Source organism: Nosocomiicoccus ampullae (assembly GCF_001696685.1).
In the GTDB taxonomy this organism is placed as follows: Bacteria; Bacillota; Bacilli; order Staphylococcales; family Salinicoccaceae; genus Nosocomiicoccus; species Nosocomiicoccus ampullae_A.
In genome coordinates, this window is record NZ_MBFG01000004.1 from 70,049 (window position 1) to 92,855 (window position 22,807).

20 protein-coding genes and 1 riboswitch are annotated in these 22,807 nt (G+C 34.6%); of the genes, 15 read left to right on the forward strand and 5 right to left on the reverse strand.

Annotated elements, in window-relative coordinates:
- The first annotated feature begins 89 nt into the window (after nucleotides 1-89).
- The 7 genes from yycF to BBS29_RS03585 all read left to right on the forward strand — a co-directional run bounded on the left by yycF (nucleotide 90) and on the right by BBS29_RS03585 (nucleotide 7,867).
- Nucleotides 90-788, forward strand: a complete 699-nt coding sequence (yycF, locus tag BBS29_RS03555; RefSeq protein ID WP_068129103.1) for a response regulator YycF — start codon at nucleotides 90-92, stop codon at nucleotides 786-788.
- Nucleotides 789-2,636 (forward strand): cell wall metabolism sensor histidine kinase WalK, encoded by a 1,848-nt coding sequence (walK, locus tag BBS29_RS03560; RefSeq protein WP_068129105.1) that lies wholly within the window; start codon nucleotides 789-791, stop codon nucleotides 2,634-2,636.
- Nucleotides 2,629-3,939 (forward strand): YycH family regulatory protein, encoded by a 1,311-nt coding sequence (locus BBS29_RS03565; protein WP_068129107.1) that lies wholly within the window; start codon nucleotides 2,629-2,631, stop codon nucleotides 3,937-3,939. Before walK ends, BBS29_RS03565 begins: the two co-directional genes overlap by 8 nt.
- Nucleotides 3,939-4,691 carry a two-component system regulatory protein YycI gene (gene yycI, locus BBS29_RS03570; protein ID WP_068129109.1) on the forward strand — a complete coding sequence of 251 codons (753 nt, stop codon included), beginning with the start codon at nucleotides 3,939-3,941 and terminating at the stop codon, nucleotides 4,689-4,691. The genes BBS29_RS03565 and yycI overlap by 1 nt, the downstream gene beginning before the upstream one ends.
- Nucleotides 4,688-5,488 carry an MBL fold metallo-hydrolase gene (locus BBS29_RS03575; RefSeq protein WP_371440757.1) on the forward strand — a complete coding sequence of 267 codons (801 nt, stop codon included), beginning with the start codon at nucleotides 4,688-4,690 and terminating at the stop codon, nucleotides 5,486-5,488. The genes yycI and BBS29_RS03575 overlap by 4 nt, the downstream gene beginning before the upstream one ends.
- 112 nt (nucleotides 5,489-5,600) lie before the next feature.
- Complete coding sequence (gene rlmH, locus BBS29_RS03580; RefSeq protein WP_068129110.1) at nucleotides 5,601-6,080, forward strand: 23S rRNA (pseudouridine(1915)-N(3))-methyltransferase RlmH; 480 nt, start codon at nucleotides 5,601-5,603, stop codon at nucleotides 6,078-6,080.
- Between the two features lie 488 nt (nucleotides 6,081-6,568).
- Nucleotides 6,569-7,867 (forward strand): NtaA/DmoA family FMN-dependent monooxygenase, encoded by a 1,299-nt coding sequence (locus BBS29_RS03585; protein WP_257009081.1) that lies wholly within the window; start codon nucleotides 6,569-6,571, stop codon nucleotides 7,865-7,867.
- Nucleotides 7,868-8,083: 216 nt separating this feature from the next.
- On the opposite strand, the gene BBS29_RS03590 is transcribed toward BBS29_RS03585, so the two are convergent.
- Nucleotides 8,084-8,818: a glucose 1-dehydrogenase gene (locus tag BBS29_RS03590; protein WP_068129112.1), complete on the reverse strand. Its 735-nt coding sequence runs from the start codon at nucleotides 8,816-8,818 to the stop codon at nucleotides 8,084-8,086.
- Nucleotides 8,819-8,923: 105 nt separating this feature from the next.
- Complete coding sequence (locus BBS29_RS03595; protein WP_068129114.1) at nucleotides 8,924-10,729, reverse strand: M3 family oligoendopeptidase; 1,806 nt, start codon at nucleotides 10,727-10,729, stop codon at nucleotides 8,924-8,926.
- 205 nt (nucleotides 10,730-10,934) lie between these two features.
- Here BBS29_RS03595 and BBS29_RS03600 point away from each other — a divergent pair, with 205 nt between their 5' ends.
- The 4 genes from BBS29_RS03600 to BBS29_RS03615 are packed head-to-tail and all read left to right on the forward strand — an operon-like array spanning nucleotide 10,935 to nucleotide 14,298.
- Nucleotides 10,935-12,095: a GNAT family N-acetyltransferase gene (locus BBS29_RS03600; RefSeq protein ID WP_068129116.1), complete on the forward strand. Its 1,161-nt coding sequence runs from the start codon at nucleotides 10,935-10,937 to the stop codon at nucleotides 12,093-12,095.
- A 47-nt stretch (nucleotides 12,096-12,142) separates the two neighbouring features.
- Nucleotides 12,143-12,676, forward strand: coding sequence for a GrpB family protein (locus BBS29_RS03605; RefSeq protein WP_068129117.1), 534 nt, complete (start codon nucleotides 12,143-12,145; stop codon nucleotides 12,674-12,676).
- Between the two features lie 2 nt (nucleotides 12,677-12,678).
- Complete coding sequence (lqo, locus tag BBS29_RS03610; protein WP_068129119.1) at nucleotides 12,679-14,175, forward strand: L-lactate dehydrogenase (quinone); 1,497 nt, start codon at nucleotides 12,679-12,681, stop codon at nucleotides 14,173-14,175.
- Between the two features lie 21 nt (nucleotides 14,176-14,196).
- Nucleotides 14,197-14,298, forward strand: a complete 102-nt coding sequence (locus tag BBS29_RS03615) for an SE2200 family small protein (protein WP_068129121.1) — start codon at nucleotides 14,197-14,199, stop codon at nucleotides 14,296-14,298.
- 33 nt (nucleotides 14,299-14,331) lie between these two features.
- Nucleotides 14,332-14,430, reverse strand: a riboswitch (SAM riboswitch).
- Between the two features lie 151 nt (nucleotides 14,431-14,581).
- Here BBS29_RS03615 and abc-f read toward each other — a convergent pair.
- Entirely contained in the window at nucleotides 14,582-16,054 is a 1,473-nt protein-coding gene (gene abc-f / locus BBS29_RS03620) for a ribosomal protection-like ABC-F family protein (RefSeq protein ID WP_068129123.1), read from the reverse strand.
- 20 nt (nucleotides 16,055-16,074) lie between these two features.
- Nucleotides 16,075-17,211, reverse strand: coding sequence for a tyramine oxidase subunit B (locus BBS29_RS03625; RefSeq protein ID WP_068129124.1), 1,137 nt, complete (start codon nucleotides 17,209-17,211; stop codon nucleotides 16,075-16,077).
- Between the two features lie 150 nt (nucleotides 17,212-17,361).
- Between BBS29_RS03625 and BBS29_RS03630 the strand changes: the two genes are divergently transcribed.
- Genes BBS29_RS03630 through BBS29_RS03645 form a run of 4 tightly spaced genes read left to right on the forward strand, consistent with a single transcriptional unit; the run spans nucleotide 17,362 to nucleotide 21,157 of the window.
- Nucleotides 17,362-18,516 (forward strand): HAD family hydrolase, encoded by a 1,155-nt coding sequence (locus tag BBS29_RS03630; RefSeq protein ID WP_068129126.1) that lies wholly within the window; start codon nucleotides 17,362-17,364, stop codon nucleotides 18,514-18,516.
- An 18-nt stretch (nucleotides 18,517-18,534) separates the two neighbouring features.
- Complete coding sequence (gene serC / locus BBS29_RS03635) at nucleotides 18,535-19,614, forward strand: 3-phosphoserine/phosphohydroxythreonine transaminase (RefSeq protein ID WP_068129128.1); 1,080 nt, start codon at nucleotides 18,535-18,537, stop codon at nucleotides 19,612-19,614.
- A 3-nt stretch (nucleotides 19,615-19,617) separates the two neighbouring features.
- On the forward strand, nucleotides 19,618-20,817 hold the full coding sequence (locus BBS29_RS03640; protein ID WP_068129130.1) for a 3-phosphoglycerate dehydrogenase family protein: 1,200 nt from the start codon (nucleotides 19,618-19,620) through the stop codon (nucleotides 20,815-20,817).
- Between the two features lie 43 nt (nucleotides 20,818-20,860).
- A complete protein-coding gene (locus BBS29_RS03645) occupies nucleotides 20,861-21,157 on the forward strand; it encodes a rhodanese-like domain-containing protein (protein WP_068129133.1) in 297 nt (98 codons plus the stop codon).
- Between the two features lie 77 nt (nucleotides 21,158-21,234).
- Here the strand turns inward: BBS29_RS03645 and BBS29_RS03650 are convergent, their stop codons facing one another.
- Nucleotides 21,235-22,650 carry a pyridoxal phosphate-dependent decarboxylase family protein gene (locus tag BBS29_RS03650; protein ID WP_068129136.1) on the reverse strand — a complete coding sequence of 472 codons (1,416 nt, stop codon included), beginning with the start codon at nucleotides 22,648-22,650 and terminating at the stop codon, nucleotides 21,235-21,237.
- Between the last annotated feature and the right edge of the window lie 157 nt (nucleotides 22,651-22,807).

Below are 22,807 nucleotides of genomic sequence, written 5' to 3' on the forward strand. Positions count from 1 at the left end.
TGGTATAATTTATAGTTATAGTATAATAATATGTACATAAATATTTTAGAAATAGAGATATATTATTTTCTCTAGAACGGGGGAAAACAATGCCAGCTAAAATAGTTGTAGTTGATGATGAAAAGCCAATCGCAGAGATTTTAGAATTTAACTTACAAAAAGAAGGTTACGAAGTTTTAATTGCGCACGAAGGTAACGAAGCCCTTGAACTAATTATGGAAGAAGTACCAGATCTTATTTTGCTCGATATTATGTTACCGGGTAAAGATGGTATGGATATTTGTAAAGAAGTACGTAAATATCATGATATGCCGATTATTATGTTAACAGCAAAAGATGACGAAATCGACAAAGTACTCGGTTTAGAACTTGGTGCGGATGATTACGTTACGAAGCCATTTTCAGCACGTGAATTAATTGCACGTGTTAAGGCAAACTTACGCCGTAAAACACCGTCAACTGAAGAGGCTAAAAAAGATGAAAACATCATCACAAATCGTGAGATTACGATTGATCTAGATGCATATCTCGTTAAAAAGAATGATGTTGAAGTCGAACTTACACAACGTGAATTTGAGTTATTAAAATATTTAGCACAGTATCCAGGGCAAGTGATGACACGTGAACATTTACTTGAAACAGTTTGGGGTTATGACTACTTCGGAGATGTACGTACTGTAGACGTAACAATCCGTCGTTTAAGAGAGAAAATTGAAACAGATTCTAGTCATCCAGAGTACATTTTAACACGCCGTGGTGTCGGATACTTTTTAAAAGGTGACGACTAAATGCTGAACTATTGGCGTCGAAACATTCAATCTCTTCAAGTTAAACTCGTCGTTATATACGTTTTATTAATCATTATCGGTATGCAAATTATCGGATTATATTTTACAAACGTATTAGAAAGAGATTTAACAGAAAACTTTAAAAGTAACATCGAGTCACAAATTGACTTAATCGAAACGCGTATCGTCGAGCTCGATAGCGAACATGAAAACAATCGTAATAAATTTCAGCAAGAAGTACAAAAAGTGATCGATGATTATGGTAATCGTTCAGATATTAATGAAATTCGATACGTAAACTCCGATCAAATACTTCTTGCAACGAGCAAGATTTCTAACGAATCGACGTTAAACTCTCGAGTGAACATAAAAGAGTTAAACGAAGCGTTAGAAACCGGCACTCAAAATGATGATATATTCGTAAGTAAAGCGGATGATAACAAACGTATGTGGATTGTGAACTCTCCTGTTATTGCACACGATAAAGTAATTGGAAGTCTATACGTTGCATCAAACATCGAGAACGTATATTCGCAACTCGAAAAAATTAACAATACATTTATTATCGCAACTGCGATATCACTCATTATTACGACAGCGCTCGGTATATTTGTTGCACGTACGATTACAAAACCGATTATTAGTATGAGAAACCAAGCACTTCTCATGTCTGAGGGTAACTATACGTCTCGCGTACAAATATATAGTGATGATGAAATTGGTCAACTTGCTGAATCGTTCAATATCTTGTCTAAACGCGTTCAAGAAGCACAAGCGAATACTGAAAGTGAGAAGAACCGACTAGACTCTGTTATCACACATATGTCAGACGGTATTATTTCATCTGACAGACGCGGTGGAATACGTCTCGCAAACGACACAGCGTTATATATGTTAGATGTTAAGTACGAGGATATTTTAAATAAAAATATGATTACAGAACTCGGACTTGAAGATGAACTCGAGTTATCCGATATACTAGATGATCGTGATACGTCTCATTTAATATTTTTAGAATCTAAAGAAGGTAACCGCATCGTCCGTGTGAACTTTAGTGCTATCGTTAAAGATACTGGATTTGTCAGTGGATTTATCGCTGTAATGCATGACGTTACAGAACAAGAAGAATTCGAAAGAGAGCGTCGAGAATTCGTTGCGAACGTATCTCACGAGCTTCGTACCCCACTCACTTCGATGCATAGTTATATCGAAGCTTTAGAAGACGGTGCATGGCAAGATGACGAAATCGCGCCACGATTTTTAAAAGTTACACGTGAAGAAACAGAGCGTATGTCCCGACTCGTTGAAGACTTACTTCAACTTTCACGTATGGACAGTGAAGTCGAAGAAATCAATAAAGAAGTTGTGAACTTTAATATGTTCTTAGAAAATATTATCGAGCGATTCACGGTAACATTTAAAGATGAGGTTGTATTTACTAAAAATATACCGAACAAACCAATCTATTCTGAAATCGCAATAGATAAGATGATGCAAGTGCTTGATAACGTTATAACTAACGCTATAAAATATCAAACACGTACACCAAAAAAGGTTGAATTCCACTTACAAGAGAACACGTTATACAAACGCATGACGTTACGAATTAAAGACCACGGTCTCGGAATACCGGGTAAAAATGTCAATCAAATCTTCGATCGATTTTATAGAATCGATAAATCACGTACACGTCAAATGGGTGGTACTGGACTTGGACTCGCAATTTCTAAGGAGATTGTCGAAGCGCACGACGGTAAAATTTGGGCGACGAGTATTGAAGGTGAAGGCACGACAATTTTCATTAACTTACCTTGTTTAGATATTGAAGAGGATGAGTGGGATGAATAAAGAACACGTCAAAACAGTAGTGCTAACGTTACTCGTCATTATAAGTTGTATACTCACATATAAAAGCTGGAGTTATACTGCAGAATTCGAAACTATTGATACAACACTTTCACCGTCACCGATGGCCTCTCAAGGTGAGGATGTGACGTTTGGAGATGTGATACGAGCGTATCAAGTTGTCTATGCAACAGAACAAGAAGAAATTGGAACAGTCGATAAAGACGTAATTGCTGAAATTCAGAAGTTATTTAACAAAAAAGAGGTTCAATTTTTAAATCATCCAGAAAGCATTAATCAGTTAAAAGCAGATGCACTTATTGAAGGTAGCGAGATGCTTTTAATTGATTATTACTCAGAGATACCTGCACGTACATTTTTTACGATGTTAAAAAGTGAAATCGATGAGAATTTTGTAGATTTTCAGTTTGATCGTGTGTTTTTAGAGTTGCACGACAATTACGTCGTTTTTAACTTTTTTAACAGTGAACGTACGATGTTTATACCGTATCGCATTGATGTCGGTAAAGACGAAGTTATACAGATTATCAATCGAAATAGTGACAAATTTACAGATTATTCGATGGTGATTACAAACGAAGCGACATCAAACAGACTGACAGCGATATACGGTCCAAAGTCGCCAGGTAAAAAGACTGTACACCAATTTATACCATCGACAATCAGTGTTTCTGCAATGAACGAAACACTGTTTACTCAATCAAATATAGAACAAAAGCAAACAAAAGATATTACAGTGTACGAAGCAGATACTGAAATCGCGACGTATACATCGAGTAATTATCAATATACGTTTATGAATTTAAAAGGATCAGACGTTAATGAACTGTCCCCCTATCGTTCGATTGAAAAGTCATTCATCTTTTTAAATGGACATATGGGCTTAACGTCAAGATATACTCTACTTGAGTATGATAGCGACGATAATCTCGTAGTGTATCGACCACTTATAAATAACTATATTGTTTTTAGCGATGAAATTATGAGTGAAATTTACGTGAAAATCGGTAAGACGACAATCACAGAATATAGTCGACCGATGATTCAGTTAAATGCAAACATTCCTTCTGATTTAAGTGTGACGTTAGAAGATATTGAAAAAGTACGTTACCAAATTGTATTACATGAAGATTATGAGCTATCAAAGGTTAGCAAAATTATCATCGCATATGATTTAAAGCATAATACAGATCAAAGTGAGTTAAACGTAGTTGAGTATACACCGAGTTGGTATATTTTATATGATGGAGAATGGATAAAATACGATATTGGAGAGGAAGCGTAATGGATTGGAAACTAAGTAAATCTATATATATTACAGTGTTTTTAATCATCAATATCGTATTGTTGATAGTTTTATATAATCAATATAATATACAAGAACGACACGAATCGAGTAGAAGTCAGTCTATTAGTAAAAGTGCAGATTATAAAACAAACGTCGATGCTCTAAAAAATATAAAACTATCTGTATTAAACGGTATGCAACATGAGTTTCAGTCTGAAACTGGGGCTGATCAAAGTGGAACAATTAGAAATATTGTTGAAGTAAAAGATTTAGAATTAGATGCGACTATAGTTAAAGCACATATTGATAAAGAAATATATAGAGGCAGTGAGTATACATTTGATTCAGAAAGTAGTACTTCCGACACGATTTACTATAATCAAATGTACGACTCCCTTCCGATATTCAATATTAGCGCAGCGCGTATCAAAGTAGTTAGAGCGAGTGATAACACATTGCGTTTTGAACAGGGGTACATTTCTAATATCACTGTAAACGAATATTCAAAAAAAGTTCAAGTGAATGATCCGATTAAACTTGCTGAAGAACTTGCTCAAGAAAAGGTAATTTCAAATGAAGCGATTATAAAATCGAGTACACTCGGTCATTACGTCGTACTTTTAAACGATGAAGATCAACAAGTATTATTGCGACCGAAATGGAAACTGGTCATTGAAGAAGATGATAGAACGCGTATTATATACGTAGATGCAATCAATGCATCTGAAGAAATAATTGAAGGTGAGTGACATCCACAATGAAAATGAGCGTACTTGCGAGCGGCTCGACAGGGAATTGTATATATGTTGAGTCCGAATCAGGTAGTCTTTTAATCGATGTGGGTCTTACATGTAAACGAACAGAACTTGCGTTAAATAAAATAGAGCGATCATTAAACGATATTGACGCTATTTTAATCACACATGAGCATAGCGATCATATAAAAGGTTTAAAAGTCATCGCAAAGCGTTATAACATACCGATATTCGCGAATAAAAAGACATGGCAAGCTATTGAATCTAAAAATATTCACGTCAATAGAGAGCAAAAATTTGAATTTAACGCATTAAACTATAAAGAAATTATCGGTTTAGATGTCGAATCATTCAACGTCTCACATGATGCGGTAGATCCACAGTTTTACACCCTATCACAAAATGATAAAAAACTATCCGTCATTACAGATACTGGATACGTCTCAGATGAGATGAAAGGTATTATAAAAGATAGCGACGTATTCGTATTTGAATCTAACCACGACGTCGATATGCTTCGTGCGGGTAGATACCCATGGGTAACAAAGCAACGTATATTAAGTGATGTTGGACACGTATCAAACGAAGACGCCGCACATGCGATGAAGGACGTTATTACAGATCGAACGAAACGAATTTATTTATCGCATTTAAGTCAAGACAACAACATCAAAGAACTCGCACGTATGAGTGTAGAGCAAGTGTTAAATCATCATGATGTCGATACAGTGTCACATGTGGAATTACACGATACAGATAAAGACGAACCAACGAGAATATATACATTATAAAAGTTATCCACAGAGATATGTGTATAACTACTGAATAATGTGGATAACTTGGGGACCAAGTGTGGAATACTTGGTCCTTTTCTGTGAATAAGTTTAAAAAGAAGGTGAAAATATGAAAATAACGATTATCACTGTTGGAAAATTAAAAGAGAAATATTGGCGTGAAGCGGTTAAAGAATATGAAAAGAGACTCAGTAAATATGCGAACGTCTCACTCATTGAAGTAAAAGACGAGCCGGAACCAAATAACGCGAGTGAAAAAGATATAGAAAACATTAAACATAAAGAAGCGGAACGTATTTTATCAAAAATAAAACCAAACCAACACGTCGTCACGTTAGAAATAAACGGAGAAGCACACTCGTCAGAAAGTTTTGCAAAACAATATAATAACTGGAAAACACAAGGCAAAAGTAATGTCGTATTCGTCATTGGAGGAAGTAACGGAATTGGAGAAGACGTGTTAAAACGATCAAACGAAGCAATCAGCTTCGGAAAAATGACCTACCCTCATCAAATGATGAAAGTTATACTACTCGAGCAGTTATTTAGGGTGAATAAGATTTTGAATAATGAGAGTTATCATAAGTGATGTGGTTACTTAAAATAAACATACATTATTCATTACTTTGAAGATTCTTTATCATACAATTAGTTTATTGAATTCAAATAAAGTTTATGAGGTGAATGTAAATGACTCAATATTGGTTAATATCTGCTAACCATAATAAATATGATCATGAAGCGGCATTCCAAAAATGAGAGATTTCTGAGTAGCTAAGCTTTGTTGTTTTAATGTACTTTGACGTACATAACCAATGGCTTTGACCATAGTATTCACCTCCACGAAGATAATATATATTTATGAATAAGTTCAAATAAAGGTCCAACGTGTCATCAACACGTTGGACCGCAATAATTAATGATCATGATGTAATTTTTCAATAAAATAATTAGTTAATGATGCAATAAATTTATATTTCAAATATAAAGTATCTAATAAATGTTGTAAAATATCATTAAGTTATTTACGATAAATATAAATTAAAAGATTATTTTTATCTTATAGTGGAGAGGTTAATGACAATGAAACACATGCATTTATCCGTTTTAGCTTATAGTACAGGTCTACATCCTGCCTCTTGGAGACTACCACATTCATATGTTGAAGAAGTTGGAGATATTGATTTTCAAATTAAGTTAGCAAAATTAGCTGAAAAAGGTAAACTGGATGCATTCTTCTTAGGTGATGGTCAATATATTTCTGGAGAAGAAACGGGACATATCTCTTATTATTTTGAACCACTAACGGCGCTTGCCGCAATTTCACGTGAAACACATTCAATTGGTCTGATAGGTACCATTTCTTCTTCTTTTTATGAACCTTATCTTGCAGCTCGTATGCTTTCAAGTTTACATCAAATATCTCATGGACGTATTGGGGCAAATATTGTAACATCTCAATTTGATTTAGAAGCACAAAACTATTCGATGCAAGCTTTACCACATCTTGAAAAACGATATGAACGAGCAGACGAATTTATTAATGTAATGAAAAAATTATGGGAGTCATTTACTGTAGAGGCTATCGTTAATCACAAAGAGTCAGGGATTGGCTTAAATCATCAGTATATTCATCCACTTCATTATCAAGGAAAGTATTTTCAAGTTGCCGGAGCTATTAACATTCCAACACCAAAATATGGTCGACCACGTTTATTTCAAGCAGGAACTTCCATTCCAGGTCGTGATTTAGCAGTACGACACGTGGATGCTATTTTTTCAATTGCATGGAATATACAAGATGGCAAACAGTTCAGACAAGACATTCATCAACGGGCTATGGAAGCAAATCGTCAACCCCCTCTTGTATTACCAGGTCTCACCGTTTATGTTGATGAGAATGAAGAGGATGCTTATAAACTTAAGCAACAATTAGATGATATGATTCCACTTGAAAAACGCAAGAAACAATTATCTAAAGCCATTGGTCTAGATATAAGTGAGTGGACACTAGATGAAGTCGTGCCATCATTACCACCTTATGAGGCATTAGAGAAAAAAGTTGTAAAATATATGTATAAAGCCATACAACGTGCCGTTAAGACTGAGCAACTTACATTAAGAGATTTATTAGATCGTTTTGGTACTTGGGTAGGGCATAAGACAATAGTAGGAACTCCTGAACAAGTGGCGGATGAAATGATCGAATGGTTTGAAAAAGAAGCGTGCGATGGTTTTATGTTGATGGCCCCGACGTATCCAGAATCATTTGAAAAATTTATTCATTTAGTGATACCAATTCTTCAAGAACGTGGTGTGTTTAGAAGAGATTATGAGAGTCATCTGTTAAAAAATCATTTGGGTATAAAAAACTAAAAATCAATATTTACTTTATTCAATTTTACATATGTAATATCAGAAAAGATATAGAATTATGGTATTATATGGTAAATATTAAGAACTAATTGGTTACTAAATATAAAATGTAATTATGTATTGGTAAAAGAGGATTTAAATGAAGGCGAAGTGCTCCTCAGCACTTCGCCTAAAACTTATTCAAAAGAATCATTTATATTTTAAGTGATTTATCATTTATAGTGCTGTAATACCACCATCTATAACAAATTCTGATCCTGTAGAATAAGAAGCATCGTCTGACGCTAAGAAACATACAAGGTTAGATACTTCTTCTGGCTGCGCCACTCTACGCAGTGGAATTGTTTTTTCGAATTCTTTAACGGCTTCTTTAACATCTTCTTGCTCTAACATTGCTGTTTTTATAACACCTGGGTGTACTGAGTTAACTCTAATATTGTATGGAGACAATTCTTTAGCTGCAGCTTTTGTCATACCTCTGACCGCAAATTTTGTATCTGTATAGCCAATTGCACCACCAACAAGACCATTTATTGAAGAAATATTGATAATTGACCCTTGTTTTTGACTTTTCATAATTTCAGATACAGTTTTGATGCCTAAAAATACAGATACTTGATTAATATTTACAATCTTCATATAATCTTCTAATGATATTTGGTCAATTGTTTTATTGTATGTGATTCCAGCATTATTAACCAATACATCAATTCGATTCCATTTGTTCATTACTTCTTGAATGACATGATTCCAATCTGCTTCTTTAGATACATCATGTTTGATAAATAAAACATCGTCTCCAAGAGAATTAGCTGTTTTTTGACCTAATTCATCATTAATATCAGTTATCACGACTTTGGCGCCTTCAGTTATCGCTTTTTTGGCATGAAGTTCTCCCATACCTTGTGCACCACCAGTAATAACGACGACTTTATCTTGTAATTTTCCCATTGTAAAACATCCTTCCTCTAAATTAATATTGTTCATAATATTATTATATATTTAACTCACTTCAGAAGCTAAAAAAGTCACTTATATTTATATAGGTTTTATAACTTAAATATATGATTCTGTCAGTTCTAAGAATTCTTCAATATCTTTATGCACTGATTCTAATGCTTCTTGCCAGAAGTCTGGTTTACGTAAATCAACGTTTAAATGTTTTTCAGCTAGATCTTCTGTTGTCATACTCGCAGTATCACGTAGAAGTGCGATGTAATCATCTTCAGTTACGTTTTCATCTTCTAAGAAGCGGTTGTATATACCTAAGCTGAAGAAGTATCCAAATGTGTACGGGAAGTTATAGAACGGTACACCCGTAATATGGAAATGTAATTTTGTTGCCCAGAACATCGGATGATAAGATTTCAGCGCATCTTCGTATGCTTCTTCTTGTGCGTCTTTCATCAGTTCTTTTAGTCTATTGCTGTCTAACGTTCCTTTTTGACGTTCATCATATAAATTACGTTCAAAGATATAGCGTGCGTGGATATTCATCATAAATGCCACACTTCTAGAAATTTTTTCATCGATTAAATTGATTTTCTCTGCTTCTGACGCCGCGTTTTCAATCGTTGCGTTTGAAACAACGAGTTCAGCGAATGTAGATGCTGTTTCAGCAACGTTCATAGCATAGCGCTGGTTAAGTAACGGTAAATCACGCATGACATAACTATGGAACGCATGTCCGAGTTCGTGTGCGAGTGTTGAGACGTTACCTGTGCTACCTGCAAACGTCATAAAAATACGTGACTGTTTTGATTCCGGAAGGTTTGAACAGTATCCACCTGGACGTTTTCCTGGACGATCTTCCGCTTCAATCCACTGCTCTTCAAATGCACGACGAGACATCTCTGCCATCTTTGGACTAAATGATTTAAAGTTATCGATAATAAACTCTGCCGCTTCATCGTACGTATATTTTTTGTTCTTATAGTCTCCGACATCTACACTTGCGTGCACGTCGAGCCACCCTAATTGCTCGACACCAAGAAGCTGTGCTTTTCTTTCGAAGTATTTCTTTAATGGTGATTTATTTTTCGCAATCGTATTCCACATTGTATCGAGTGTTTCTTCTTCCATACGGTTGTAGTCTAACGGTACTTTCATATAATCTTTATAGTCATGAAGTTCATAGTTATTTAAACGGAAGCCTGATAGATGGTTTAACGTTGTAGCAAATAAATCTGCTTTTTTATTCCACTCTTCTTCCCAAATTTTTAACAGTTCTTCACGTTTTTCTGGATTCTCTTCTGATCCCATTTTGTTTTCAAATTGCCCTGCTGAGTAATACTTAGTCTCACCGTCTTCAGTGACTGGGATTTGAATTGATGCAACGAGTTGATTGTACATATTGCCCCAACCGTGTAAGCCATCGAGTGATAAGCTATTGATAATTGTTTCTTCTTCTGTCGATAGTAAATCCGCTTCGTTTTTACGAATTTCTTTTAAAGGAAAACGCATTGCGTTAAAGAAGTCATCTTCTAATAACGTGTTAAATTGATCTTCAGTAAGTGCACTGATTTTTTTATTTAAAATAATAATCTCAGATGAGAAATCTTTACGTAAATTAGCTACAGCATTTGTATTTTTTAATGCCTTTTGATCCGTAATATTTGCAGATGCTAATCCGTTAGAGAAACTTCCCATCTCGCCAAGCGCGTTTGAAATTTTTTCGTATTGCTCTAATAAACTCTTTAGCGGTGTAAAATCATTAGAACTTTCGTCAGAATTCCACTCCCCTAGTTTTTCAGAGAACTCTCTAATACTGTTACTCACTTCTACTAAACGATTTTGGAAAGCAGAAGATTCACTTCCACCAGGAAACACACTTTCCATATCCCAATTATCTTTGTAATTCATCAAATTCCTTCCTTTCAAAGTAAAATGTAGTTACATTTATCATACAGGAAATAATGGAGAAGTGATATAAATCGCTTCCATAATTTGAATATAAATTTGTTAGAAATGATAGAATAATATTATTGGAACGTCTATTTTAAAAATTATTATTTGAGGAATACGTAGCAAATTATTATAAACGATCAAAAAATAGGAGTTTTATAGTATGTATCGAGTCAATCCATTCCATCCAAACTCTATATATTTAATAAGCGAAAATAAAAAATTTAATCTCTATTTTGAAGAACTTAAAAGAAAATTTCCTTATCATGACTACATTTTAAATATAGGAGATTATGAAGTTAATAACTACTCCGATTATGGATTTATCGAGTGTCGTCGAACTTATGATTTAAATGTTGAAATTAATAGGTTTTTAAATAATTTCTTTGAAAACAAAGAGAACATCGTTCAACGGGCTTCTAGTCCATTTACGTTGTCGAACCAATTGATAAAAAAATGGTACGAGATATATAAAAAAACTCATAAAGTTAATCCTGTGAAGAGTTTGAATTTAGAAGAGTTTAAAGAGAGATTAGCTGAGGGTTTAGATTTTGAGAATTCTATAGCTATTTTTAATACTCAGTGTGAAATAATTGCATATGCACTGATTTATGATGATTCTAAAGATAAAAAAGAAGTTGGATACGTCTATTTTAAAGATACTAAATCTAAGCAACAATTGTTAGAAGTACTTTTCAATCGTTTAATATTTTTAAACAATAAAGGAATACACCGTATAGTTACCGAAGTTGATACTACCGACAAATATGCATATGAAATTTTTGGTGCTTTTATTGATGATTCTACAGCGTATATGAAAACTTTAATTTATAAATCTAAAATGACCAAACTCTCCAGTAGAAATATAGAACACGATGATATTAATTACGTTCTAAATTGGTCTAAAGATATTCATTTTTGTTTATCTAATGGTTGGCCGTTAAATCGTACAAACGAAGCAATTTTTGAATGGTGGAATTATGTAATTGAATCACAATCAGATAGTTTTCAAAGAAAAATGCTGGTATCAAATAAAACAATCATCGGCTATTATGATTTATATACACATAACGAAAATATAATAGAACTAGGTATTGCAATTGGTGATAAGAACTTTAGAAATAAAGGGTATGGTTCATTATTATTCTCTAAAATAACTGCTGAAGTGAGTCGAAAATACCCTTCAAAAGATATCATTGCAATTACTGATAAAACGAATATTGTAGCACAAAGGATGATAATAAAGTCAGGATATCGAGTAGAAAATAGCGATAAATACAAACCTTATATAACAAACAATGAGTTAGTGTATCGCTATATTTAGGATGCTTTTTTTATGGTAATTAGGAAATTAAATTTAGAGGTGATTCTTTGAGTTTAGGGCTTAAAAATAATGAAATTAGATTAGTAGAGTATTCACCAAAATGGAAAGATGAGTTTGAAACTACTAAAAATTTAATATTAAATTATACTCATATTCCTGAAAACAGAATCGAACATATTGGTAGTACATCAATAATCGGTATGTCAGCTAAGCCTATAGTAGATATTGTTATAGGCATAGGTGATTTAGATAATGTTGAGAAAGATTTGTTTCAAGGATTAGAAAAAGCAGGATTTCTGAGATTAAAAGTGGACCGTCCTAATGAAATTGTCCTTGCAAAATTTTTAGATGATTCTTACAAAGTAAAAACACATTTTATCCATTTAGTTGAGTATAAAGGAGATTTATGGCATGATTTAATATTCTTTAGGGATTATTTAAATAGTAATAGAGAAGCTAGAGAAGAATATTTAGATGTTAAAAATAAATATCTAAGCAACGCCTCGAAAGATATTATCGAATATACTAACTATAAGGAAGAATTTGTGAAAGAAATTTATAAAAAGAGAAAGGATTTTTAATTATGACTGAGGCAGACAATCAGCATAAAGATATTATTGTGATTGGTGCGGGTATTATAGGTACTTCGGTAGCGACGATGTTTTCAAAAGTGAGCCCGGACTGGAATATCGATATGTATGAAAGATTAGATGAAGCGGGAATCGAGAGTTCGAACGAAAAGAACAATGCAGGTACAGGTCACGCTGCACTCTGTGAGCTAAACTATACTGTGGAACAAAAGGACGGCTCTATCGATGCTTCTAAAGCAGAAGTGATCAATGAGCAATTTGAACTGTCTAAGCAGTTCTGGGGCAGTTTAGTGAAAAATGGGGATATTTCTAACCCTGAAGAATTTATTCAGCCACTACCGCATATTAGTTTTGTAATGGGCCCAACGAATGTTGAGTTTTTACGTAAACGTTATGAAAAACTTAAAACGATTCCTATGTTTGATAATATCGAGTACACAGAAGATATCGAAACGATGAGAGAATGGATGCCATTGATGATGCGAAATCGTAAACCAGGTCAGTTAATGGCAGCGAGTAAGATCGATGAAGGAACTGACGTAAACTATGGTGCTTTAACACGTAAATTAGCAACATATTTAGAAAAGCAATCAAATGTCTCTTTAAAATATAACCATGAAGTAATCGACTTAACTCAAAGAGAAGACGGCAAATGGGAAGTTCTCGTAAGAAATAGAGCGACGAAAGAGAAGTTCGTAAAAGTAGCTGATAAAGTGTTTATCGGTGCTGGGGGTTACTCTATTCCACTACTTCAAAAGAGTGGCATTGCTCAAAGACAAAATGTCGGAGGTTTCCCGATTACTGGTCAATTCTTAGCGTGTAAAAATAAAGACATTATTAAACAACATCACGCGAAAGTATACAGTAAAGAGCCTCTAGGTAAGCCACCTATGACAGTACCGCATCTCGATACACGTTATATTGATGGTGAAAGTACGTTATTATTTGGACCATATGCAAATATCGATCCTAAATTCTTAAAATACGGTTCGTTCTTTGACTTATTTGGCTCAGTAAAACCGTATAATATTACAACGCTATTATCATCTGCAGCTAAAAATATACCGCTCATTAAATACTCGATTGACCAGATGGTGATGACTAAAAAAGGTTATATGAACTACTTAAGAACATTCATACCCGATGCAAAAGATGAGGACTGGAAATTATATACTGCTGGTAAACGTGTTCAAGTGATTAAAGACGATGATGAATACGGGAAAGGCTACGTCGCATTCGGAACAGAAGTTGTGAATTCTGATGATCACTCTGTTATTGCAGTATTAGGAGAATCACCAGGTGCTTCAATATCATTCTCTGTAGTGCTTGAAGCATTAGAGAAAAACTTTAAAGAAGACCGTGAGCTCTGGGAACCTGCAGTTAAAAAGTTAGTTCCATCATATGGCAAATCACTGATTGATGACGAAAAACTGATGAGAGAAACGCGTAAAGAAACATCTGAAAACTTGAATTTAAATTATTATAATTAATTTTAAAAAGAGGTTATATTCATGAAAAAAACAATCGTTATTTTAGGCGTTATTTCGGCGTTACTCGTAGCGTTTAAGTTATATCAAGACAAGGTCAATGAAACGCCAAATATAGAATATTAATATATAAGAGGCCGTGATAATTTTTATCACGGCCTCTTTGCATTCAGTATAAACTGTTGGAATTGGCACATCGCTAAAAGCTGTTGCCGGAGTTTCACAGGGCCAAATCCCTCCACTCACTCTTAATAAGAGAACTATTCTATTGATTAAAAATATATAGCATATTATATGTGTTTTAGAAGTAAAACTAAAAAGGTGATGCTTACCGTTACGTAAAATAATGTTGAAGCATTAGGATATTATCTAAAGGATGAAAATAAGAAGTAACGCCATACGTTACTTCTTATTTTATCTTTTTAAGTTTTTTGTTTTCTATCTTATATACTTCGTCTGCGACATTTTCTAAAAATTCTTCATCATGTGATGTTAGAAGTACTGTGCCTGGATATGTGTTTAAATATGTTTCTAGAACATTTATTGTATCAATATCTAGATAATTTGTTGGTTCATCTAGTATTAGCAAGTTATCTCCAGATATTAATGTTAGAAATAACGATACGCGTACCGCTTCTCCTCCACTTAATGTTGAAATACTTCTTTCAAAATCGTTGTCTGTGAATTTTAAATCATTGAGCATTTCTTTTAGTAGGTACTTTGAAACAGACGTATGTTTTGATACGTATTCTAATAATGGCTCTGTGCGGTGCTTAAATTCTAGATAACTTAATTGATTATAGAAGCCAAGCTCTGCATTTTTAGAAAATGTGATGATATCAAGTTTATTATTAAAAGCTCCTTTTACATATTCAATAATAGTCGTTTTACCGGTACCATTGTTCCCTTTTAATGCCGTAATTTTTCCACGACTGATTTGTAAGTTTAGAGATTCTATAAGTAATTTGTTTCCTGCTGTAATATCAATATAGTTAAATATAATTGGAAAACGGTTATGATCTGTCTTGATGTCAGCTTCTTCAAATATCGGTAGTACTTTTTCTTCAGGTAATTTTATTTCTTCCATACTATCGATACGGTTCTGCATGTTTTTCGCAGATTGCATAATTCCTTTTTGTACCGTCCCTTTTTCTTTTGTCATTCGTGAGGATAGAGAACGATGATTTGCTCCCTTTCTACCGATTAATATTTTTTCAGCATGTATTTTTGCGTCACTTATTGATGCTTCCAATCTTTTGATTTCTTTATCTTGTATTTCTTTTTGATGATAGAGTGATTCACGCTCTTTTTCGATTTCTCTTTTATAATCATCATAATTTCCGCTAAATACATGTATTGACTGTTCTTCAATTGACCATACTTCATTTACACATTCATTTAATAGACGTCTATCGTGTGAAATTATTAAAGTTGCACCGTCATAATTTTTAATTGTACGTATTAAAAATTCGATACCCTCTTTGTCTAAATGAGATGTCGGTTCATCAAGTATAAGTAAATCATAGTGCGAAGAGAATACTTCTAATATACGTAGTTTTGATAGTTCTCCGCCGCTAAACTCTGATGTACCATAAGGTATGTTTAATTCACTAAGTAATCTTCCATCAAAATTGAAGTCATATGGAATATTATCAGATACTTGTTCTAAGTAGCCTATGTTATTGGTGTTTAACTGGATATGACCTTGTGTCGGTTTAATTTCCTCTAAAATTAATCGTGCTAAAGATGATTTACCTGCACCGTTTTCACCAATTAAACCAATTCGACTACTCTCTTTAATTTCTAACTCATCAGTGTCGAATAATAAGTAACTGCCAAAGTCGAGTGCGATTTTGTTTAATTTAACGAGAACTTTAGTCATATCCATACCTTCTTTCTAACTTAAGACCAGAAAGGTTGATCCCATACTTTTAATGATTGTCCTAAGTTTTTCTCTTGTGCTGATTTATAGAGTTCATATCCCCATGATATGTCTTCTACAGCCATTCCTCCTGCGAGGAAGACGATTTTTTCTTTGTCGTCTTTACGCCCTTCTTTTTTACCACTGACAACGTCACCAAGATCTGTGATGCTTTTTTCGTCGAGTTTTTCTTCTTTTACGAGTCTAAATACCTGTCCGCCGATACCGTAGTTTAAGTCTTTAGAAACTCCTTTTGTACCGCTTTGTAGGTATTCCCACTCTTCCCATTCTTCACCTGTTTCTTTGTGCATTTCCCAGTTATCCATAACGACTGTGTTATTTAGTATGAAGTCATCACTGAGGTTTGCTTCTCCGGAAAGTAAAAGAAGAGATCCGTCTTTTAAGTACTCTTCTTTAATTTCTGGACGAACAGCACCTGATGCTGCGACGTTTATGACGTCTGCTTCTTTGACTGCATCTTCTAAGGAGCTTGATATCACTGTTTCTACGTCGTGTTCTTTTTTAAGGTTATTTGAGAATTTTTCTGCTTGTTGTTCGTTAATGTCGAAGATGTTGACTTGTTTGATATTTTTATTTGCTTCTAAAATTGCAAGTGTACTTGACCAACTGATGACCCCTGCTCCGATAATTGCGAGAGTATGTGCTTCTTTTGAAGCAAGATACTTTGTAGCAACTGCTGGGACTGCACCTGTACGTGTCGCACTGATTAAATTTGCACTCATATATGCAAAAGGTGCACCAGTGTCTGCATCGTTTAACGTGATCATTAAAACGGAACGTGGTAATCCTTTTTCTTTGTTTGCTACGTTTGATCCGTACCATTTTTGTCCCGTAATATTATATTTCCCACCTAAATATGCGTTCATTGACATAAATCGACGGTCTGGCCCTGCGACTGGCATATTCTCAGTACGCTTTTCTTTTGGAAACCATAGTTGACTGCCGTGACTGTTTTCTCTCGGTCCTCCCATAATGTAATCTTTTTCACCAAGTAAACGGAACACTTCTTCGATTGTGTCGACGCATTTTTTTGCATCTAACACACCTGCTTCAACTAAATCTTCTTCGGATAAAAATAAAAACTCCACTTTTGACATTTGTTCTCCTCCTTAAAAACGCTTTCATTTATGTATGAGTTATTTTATCATATTTTTAAATTTTCTAAAAACTAAAGCATTAATGATAGGAGATATTTATTTTATGATACACTTAATATGAAGATATATATGATATTTGTAGGTGAAAAAATGGACAACTATTTTAAGCAAGGAAACTTTGAATCGTTTGTGTACAAGCGATTGAATGAGGTTATTGATACTTACAAAAATGACACTGATAGTTACGTTGTTTTCGACTATGATAATACAAGTATTATTATGGATATTGAAGACAATTTAAATGTTTATTTGATGGAACATTTAGCATATCGGCTCACGCCTGAAGTGTTATATGAAACGTTAACGAATCCAGATTATCGTGAGGAGTTATCTCAAACGTTTGATAGTCGGTTTAAAAATGCGACAGGTTTTAATTTAGCTGAAGATATTTATAAGGAATATCAGTGGTTATACGATAATTACATTAGTCTAGAAAATCGTTCAGAGGATCTTTTAAAGAAGATTAAAGAGACAGACCACTACAAAACGTTTAGAGCCAAGTTAAGGCTGTTCCATACACATGTTAACGGCAAATTATCAAGGCGACCGTCTAATAGATGGATGACGTATTTATTTGCAGATCATACGATCGATTCATTTAAAGAGTTATGCCGAAGTTGTATTAAAGAATCACTAGAAAAACCGTTTGAAAAAGTGACGTACGAAAGCTCAGAAAATATACCTGGAAAATCAGGTGTAGTCATTTCTACTTTTAAATCGGGATTATCAGTGCCTGAAGAATTGTTAAACTTATATCGCGCGTTTACAAATAATGGAATTACGACTTATATCGTAAGTGCAAGTCCGAGAGTATATGTTGAAGTCGCAGCTGAAATGCTTGGGCATTCAGTAAAGGTAGACAATATTGTCGCCATGGAATTTGAAGAAGATAACGGCGTTATAACGCCCGTTATGAAAGCCGACTCACCAATCACAAAAGGTCCTGGTAAAACAGAGGCAATACAAAAGCTGATTATGCCGAAGCATAATGGTAAACAACCAGTTGCGATGTTTGGTGACAGTATCGGTGATTACGATATGATGCAAACGTTTACCGAAACACCACTATGCGTTATTTTTAACCGTCATATGACAGATGACTTTAAACAGTTAATCGATCTCGCAATTGAACAATATAATCAAAAAGATGCACGCTTTGTATTACAAGGACGCGATGAAAATACAGGTGTTCTTATACCGAGTCAATCATCGATTTCATTTGGAGAAACTGAACCAAAATTATAAATAAAAGGAGTGTTTCACGTGAAACGCACATTTAACTTATCAGCAGGCCCAGCAATGTTACCGACATCTGTTTTAGAACGCGCACAAAAAGAGATGTTAGATTATGACGGGACAGGCATGTCTGTAATGGAGATGAGTCATAGAAGTAGTTACTTTGATGACATTATCCAAGATGCTGAAAAAAACTTAAGAGAATTACTGAATATTGACGATAATTATAAAATTCTCTTTTTACAAGGCGGAGCGAGCCAAGCATTCTATACGTTAGTTATGAACTTAAAACAATCTGGTAAAGTTGCATACATCGATAGCGGTAACTTTGCTAAAAAAGCATTAGAAGCTGCTGAAGAATTAAAAGACGACTATGGACTTGAAATCGACGTCGTTGCATCATCCAAAGAAGATGGTTATAAGTCATTACCAAACTATCCAGATACGTTAGAAGGTTATGATTACTTGCATATTTGCTCAAATAACACGATCGAAGGAACACAGTTTAAAGAGTTCCCGATTTATAAGGGCATTCCTTTAGTCTGTGATATGAGTTCGGATATACTTTCACGTCCATTTAATATCAACGATTTTGGAATGATTTATGCAGGTGCTCAAAAGAACCTCGGTATTGCAGGACTAGCGCTCGTTATTATTCGAGAAGACTTACTTGGGCTAAATGATGTTCCTAAAATGTTTGACTACAAAGTCTTTAACGATAAAAACTCGATGTATAATACACCATCGACTTACCCTATTTATATTCATAAACTCGTGACAGATTGGTTGTTAGAAATTGGTGGTCTAGAAGAGATTTATAAGAGAAATAAAGAAAAAGCACGTATTTTATATGATTACTTAGACGAATCAACATTATTCGTACCTACTGCAAATAAAGACGCGCGTTCACTGATGAACGTCACGTTTTCTACAGGAAACGACGAGTTAGATAAAGAATTTGTAGCATATACGAAAGAAAATGGTTTTGAAAATATTAAAGGACATCGTTCAGTCGGTGGTATGCGTGCATCTATTTATAACGCATTCCCTATTGAAGGTGTAGAAGCACTCGTACAACTAATGAAGAAATTCGAAGAGGAGAATTAAGCAATGTCACAATTTGACATAAAAACATTTAACAGTATCGCAATTGAAGGTTTACAACGTTTTACAAAAGACAAGTACACAATCAACGAAACAGACGATCCAGAAGCAATTATTTTACGTAGTTATAATTTACATGATGAACCAATTAACGATAGTTTACTAGCAGTAGGTCGCGCAGGAGCAGGGTTTAACAATATTCCAGTAGATAAATTATCTGAAGCGGGCGTTATTGCATTTAACGCACCAGGTGCAAATGCCAACTCCGTTAAAGAACTCGTATTAACATCACTGATCTCACATGCAAGAAATACACTTGAAGCATCGCAATGGGCAACTGAGCTTACGGGTGATGATATTGCTACACAAGTCGAAGATGGTAAAAAGAAATTTAAAGGTCATGAAATTAAAGGTAAAACGCTAGGTGTTATTGGTCTTGGTCAAGTAGGTTTACTCGTTGCGAACGATGCAGAAAACCTTGGCATGGACGTTATCGGATACGACCCTTACATTAGTGTCGATGCTGCATGGAACATTAACCGCTCAGTTACAAAAGCATCATCAATCGATGAAGTGTTACAAAAAGCGGACTACATTACGATTCACGTACCGTTTTTAGAGAGTACAAAGCATATGATCGACTCAACAGCGATTCGTCAAATGAAAGCAACAGCAGTATTATTAAACTTCTCACGTGCTGAAATTGTAGACGAAGATGCACTTGTAAAAGCATTAAACCACAACAGACTCGGTCACTACATTAGCGATTTCCCTAATGAAACAGTACTCGGGCAAGATAAAGTAACACTACTCCCTCATCTCGGTGCTTCAACAGGAGAATCTGAGAAAAACTCAGCAGTAATGGTAGCAAATGAGTTAAAAGACTATTTAGAAAATGGAAATATCGTAAACTCAGTAAACTATCCAAGAGTCTCAATGACACTATCGTCACCGTTACGAATTGCGGTATGTAATAGGAACATCAAAAACATCATTGCATCACTTACAAAACTATTGTCTGAAGAAGGACTCAATATTGATCGTATCATAAACAAATCACGTGGAGATTACGCATATACGTTAGTGGATATCACTGAAGCGGATGAAGAAAAAGTAAAAGACCTCATCCAAGAAATCGAATCAAAGGACGGAATACTAAAGGTTCGACTCATTAAGAATTTAGAGCATGATGCATGGTATAACTAAGAAGTAACGCTAGGCATTACTTATTATTAAAAGGAGAATTAATATGAAAGTTAAGTCTAAAGGTATTAATGATTTTACTAAGGCTGAGTTGGAAGAACTAGCTACGAATGGTCAAGTTATTGATGTGCGTTCTACTTTAGAACGTTTTTTCGGGAAAGTTAAGGGTGCAACGCATGTACCGCTTATGAAGGTTTCTAACTTTGATGGACCTAAAGATAAGACGTATTACGTATATTGTGCAAGTGGTATGAGAAGTCAAAGAGCATGTGAAGAATTAGCTGCTAAAGGTTATAAGACAGTGAACTTAAAGGGTGGCTACGGATCGTTTACCAATAAATAGATATAATAACGCCCATCGTTTTAAATATAACGGTGGGCGTTATTTAGTTGACGACGTCAACGTTGTAACGCATAGCGTTATAAGTTTTCTATCTCTTCTAAAATATAAAGTCTGAGTCGATCGATTGTTTCTTTAATATCATCTTCTGTCGTTTCCGGATGAATCGTACACAGACGGAACACTTTTTTATTGTTTAGAGTCGTTGTATATGCAACACCGTATCCTGAGTCGGCAAGTTTTTTAGCTGCAAGGTTATTTAGATGATCATTTTCTTCATCAGTAAATGAGTCGTTATAATATCTGAAACTTAAAATAGATAGACTCGGCTGTGAGATAATTTCAAAGTTTTCGAGTGATTCTACGTAATCTTTTGTGTATTCTGCAAGTTCTTGACCATAGTCAATACGTCTTCTAAACTCATCTTCACCAACAACTTGTAACGTTAGCCATAATTTTACAGCGCGTGCTGGGCGTGTCAGTTCGATACCGAGCATCTCTGGATCGATAACGTCATCGTCTGATGTGATGTCGTCAAGATACTCTGCTTTTTCACCATAACTGTTAATGAGGTTGTCTTTATCTTTTACGATAATCATTGCACAACTATACGTTTGGAAGAGAAGTTTATGTGCATCCCAGGTAACGCTATCAGAACGTTCGATCCCTTTAAATAACGCCTTACCTTTAGTAGATAGTAAGTGTGATGCACCGTATGCCCCATCGACGTGTTGCCAAATATTATGATCTTCACAAATATCAGCAATCGCATCGAAATCATCTACTGCACCTGTGTTCGTTGTACCGGCAGTTGAAATAACGAGTGCCGGTATAAATTCATTTTTCACGTCTTCCTCGATTGTTTCTTTTAAATGATTAACGTTCATTGTAAAGTCTTCGTTATGGTCAATGATACGTATGTTATCAATTGGAAAACCTGCGACATGTAACGCTTTACGACCTGAGTGGTGCGTTTGAGACGTTAAGTAAACGGTAGTTTGAGTGAGTTTGTCTAGCGTTACTTTTGCATCACGTGCTGTAACGACAGCCGTTAGATTCGCCATTGACCCACCCGATACAAAGACGCCTCCGCTTGGCTTCACTTCATATCCAACTTTTTCTGCAAGATAGTTAATTAAATTACGCTCGATACTTATTGGTAACGTCGCGTTTTTAAAGTTCGAAGCATGGATATTATTTGCAGTTGTTAAAATATCACCTAACCATGATAATCGTGATGCTGGACCAGGGATAAACGAAAACGCACGTTTATGATTTGGACGATATAAATAAGTCAATACTTCGTTGTTTAACTCAGAAAGAACCTCATAAATATCTCTTCCGACTTTTGGAACCTCCATCTTTTCATACTTTTGAGTTAATTCTTTTGGTGCTTGTACAGTCGCTGGTAACTGACTGACATCTCGATTTAAGTATTTGTTGACCTCATCTCGAATTATCGTTTCTAGATCAAGGTTCTTTTCATTAAATGTCATTACATTCACCCTTTCGTAGTCATAAGTTGATTATAACTGACTATGATTTGTTAAATCTATTAATAATAAGATGTATAATAGTTGTAATCATTCTGTTTTTACTAAAAACTATAGGAAGATACGCTAAAAAATGCTAGAATAGAGATAAGACTGTATG

What these genes read in the sequence shown, in the direction of transcription:
- yycF (WP_068129103.1), top strand. Translation starts at nt 90, where the DNA reads ATGCCAGCTAAAATAGTTGTAGTTGATGATGAAAAGCCAATCGCAGAG.
- walK (WP_068129105.1), top strand. Translation starts at nt 789, where the DNA reads ATGCTGAACTATTGGCGTCGAAACATTCAATCTCTTCAAGTTAAACTC.
- BBS29_RS03565 (WP_068129107.1), top strand. Translation starts at nt 2,629, where the DNA reads ATGAATAAAGAACACGTCAAAACAGTAGTGCTAACGTTACTCGTCATT.
- yycI (WP_068129109.1), top strand. Translation starts at nt 3,939, where the DNA reads ATGGATTGGAAACTAAGTAAATCTATATATATTACAGTGTTTTTAATC.
- rlmH (WP_068129110.1), top strand. Translation starts at nt 5,601, where the DNA reads ATGAAAATAACGATTATCACTGTTGGAAAATTAAAAGAGAAATATTGG.
- BBS29_RS03585 (WP_257009081.1), top strand. Translation starts at nt 6,569, where the DNA reads ATGACAATGAAACACATGCATTTATCCGTTTTAGCTTATAGTACAGGT.
- BBS29_RS03590 (WP_068129112.1), bottom strand. Translation starts at nt 8,818, where the DNA reads ATGGGAAAATTACAAGATAAAGTCGTCGTTATTACTGGTGGTGCACAA.
- BBS29_RS03595 (WP_068129114.1), bottom strand. Translation starts at nt 10,729, where the DNA reads ATGAATTACAAAGATAATTGGGATATGGAAAGTGTGTTTCCTGGTGGA.
- BBS29_RS03600 (WP_068129116.1), top strand. Translation starts at nt 10,935, where the DNA reads ATGTATCGAGTCAATCCATTCCATCCAAACTCTATATATTTAATAAGC.
- lqo (WP_068129119.1), top strand. Translation starts at nt 12,679, where the DNA reads ATGACTGAGGCAGACAATCAGCATAAAGATATTATTGTGATTGGTGCG.
- BBS29_RS03615 (WP_068129121.1), top strand. Translation starts at nt 14,197, where the DNA reads ATGAAAAAAACAATCGTTATTTTAGGCGTTATTTCGGCGTTACTCGTA.
- abc-f (WP_068129123.1), bottom strand. Translation starts at nt 16,054, where the DNA reads ATGACTAAAGTTCTCGTTAAATTAAACAAAATCGCACTCGACTTTGGC.
- BBS29_RS03625 (WP_068129124.1), bottom strand. Translation starts at nt 17,211, where the DNA reads ATGTCAAAAGTGGAGTTTTTATTTTTATCCGAAGAAGATTTAGTTGAA.
- BBS29_RS03630 (WP_068129126.1), top strand. Translation starts at nt 17,362, where the DNA reads ATGGACAACTATTTTAAGCAAGGAAACTTTGAATCGTTTGTGTACAAG.
- BBS29_RS03640 (WP_068129130.1), top strand. Translation starts at nt 19,618, where the DNA reads ATGTCACAATTTGACATAAAAACATTTAACAGTATCGCAATTGAAGGT.
- BBS29_RS03645 (WP_068129133.1), top strand. Translation starts at nt 20,861, where the DNA reads ATGAAAGTTAAGTCTAAAGGTATTAATGATTTTACTAAGGCTGAGTTG.
- BBS29_RS03650 (WP_068129136.1), bottom strand. Translation starts at nt 22,650, where the DNA reads ATGACATTTAATGAAAAGAACCTTGATCTAGAAACGATAATTCGAGAT.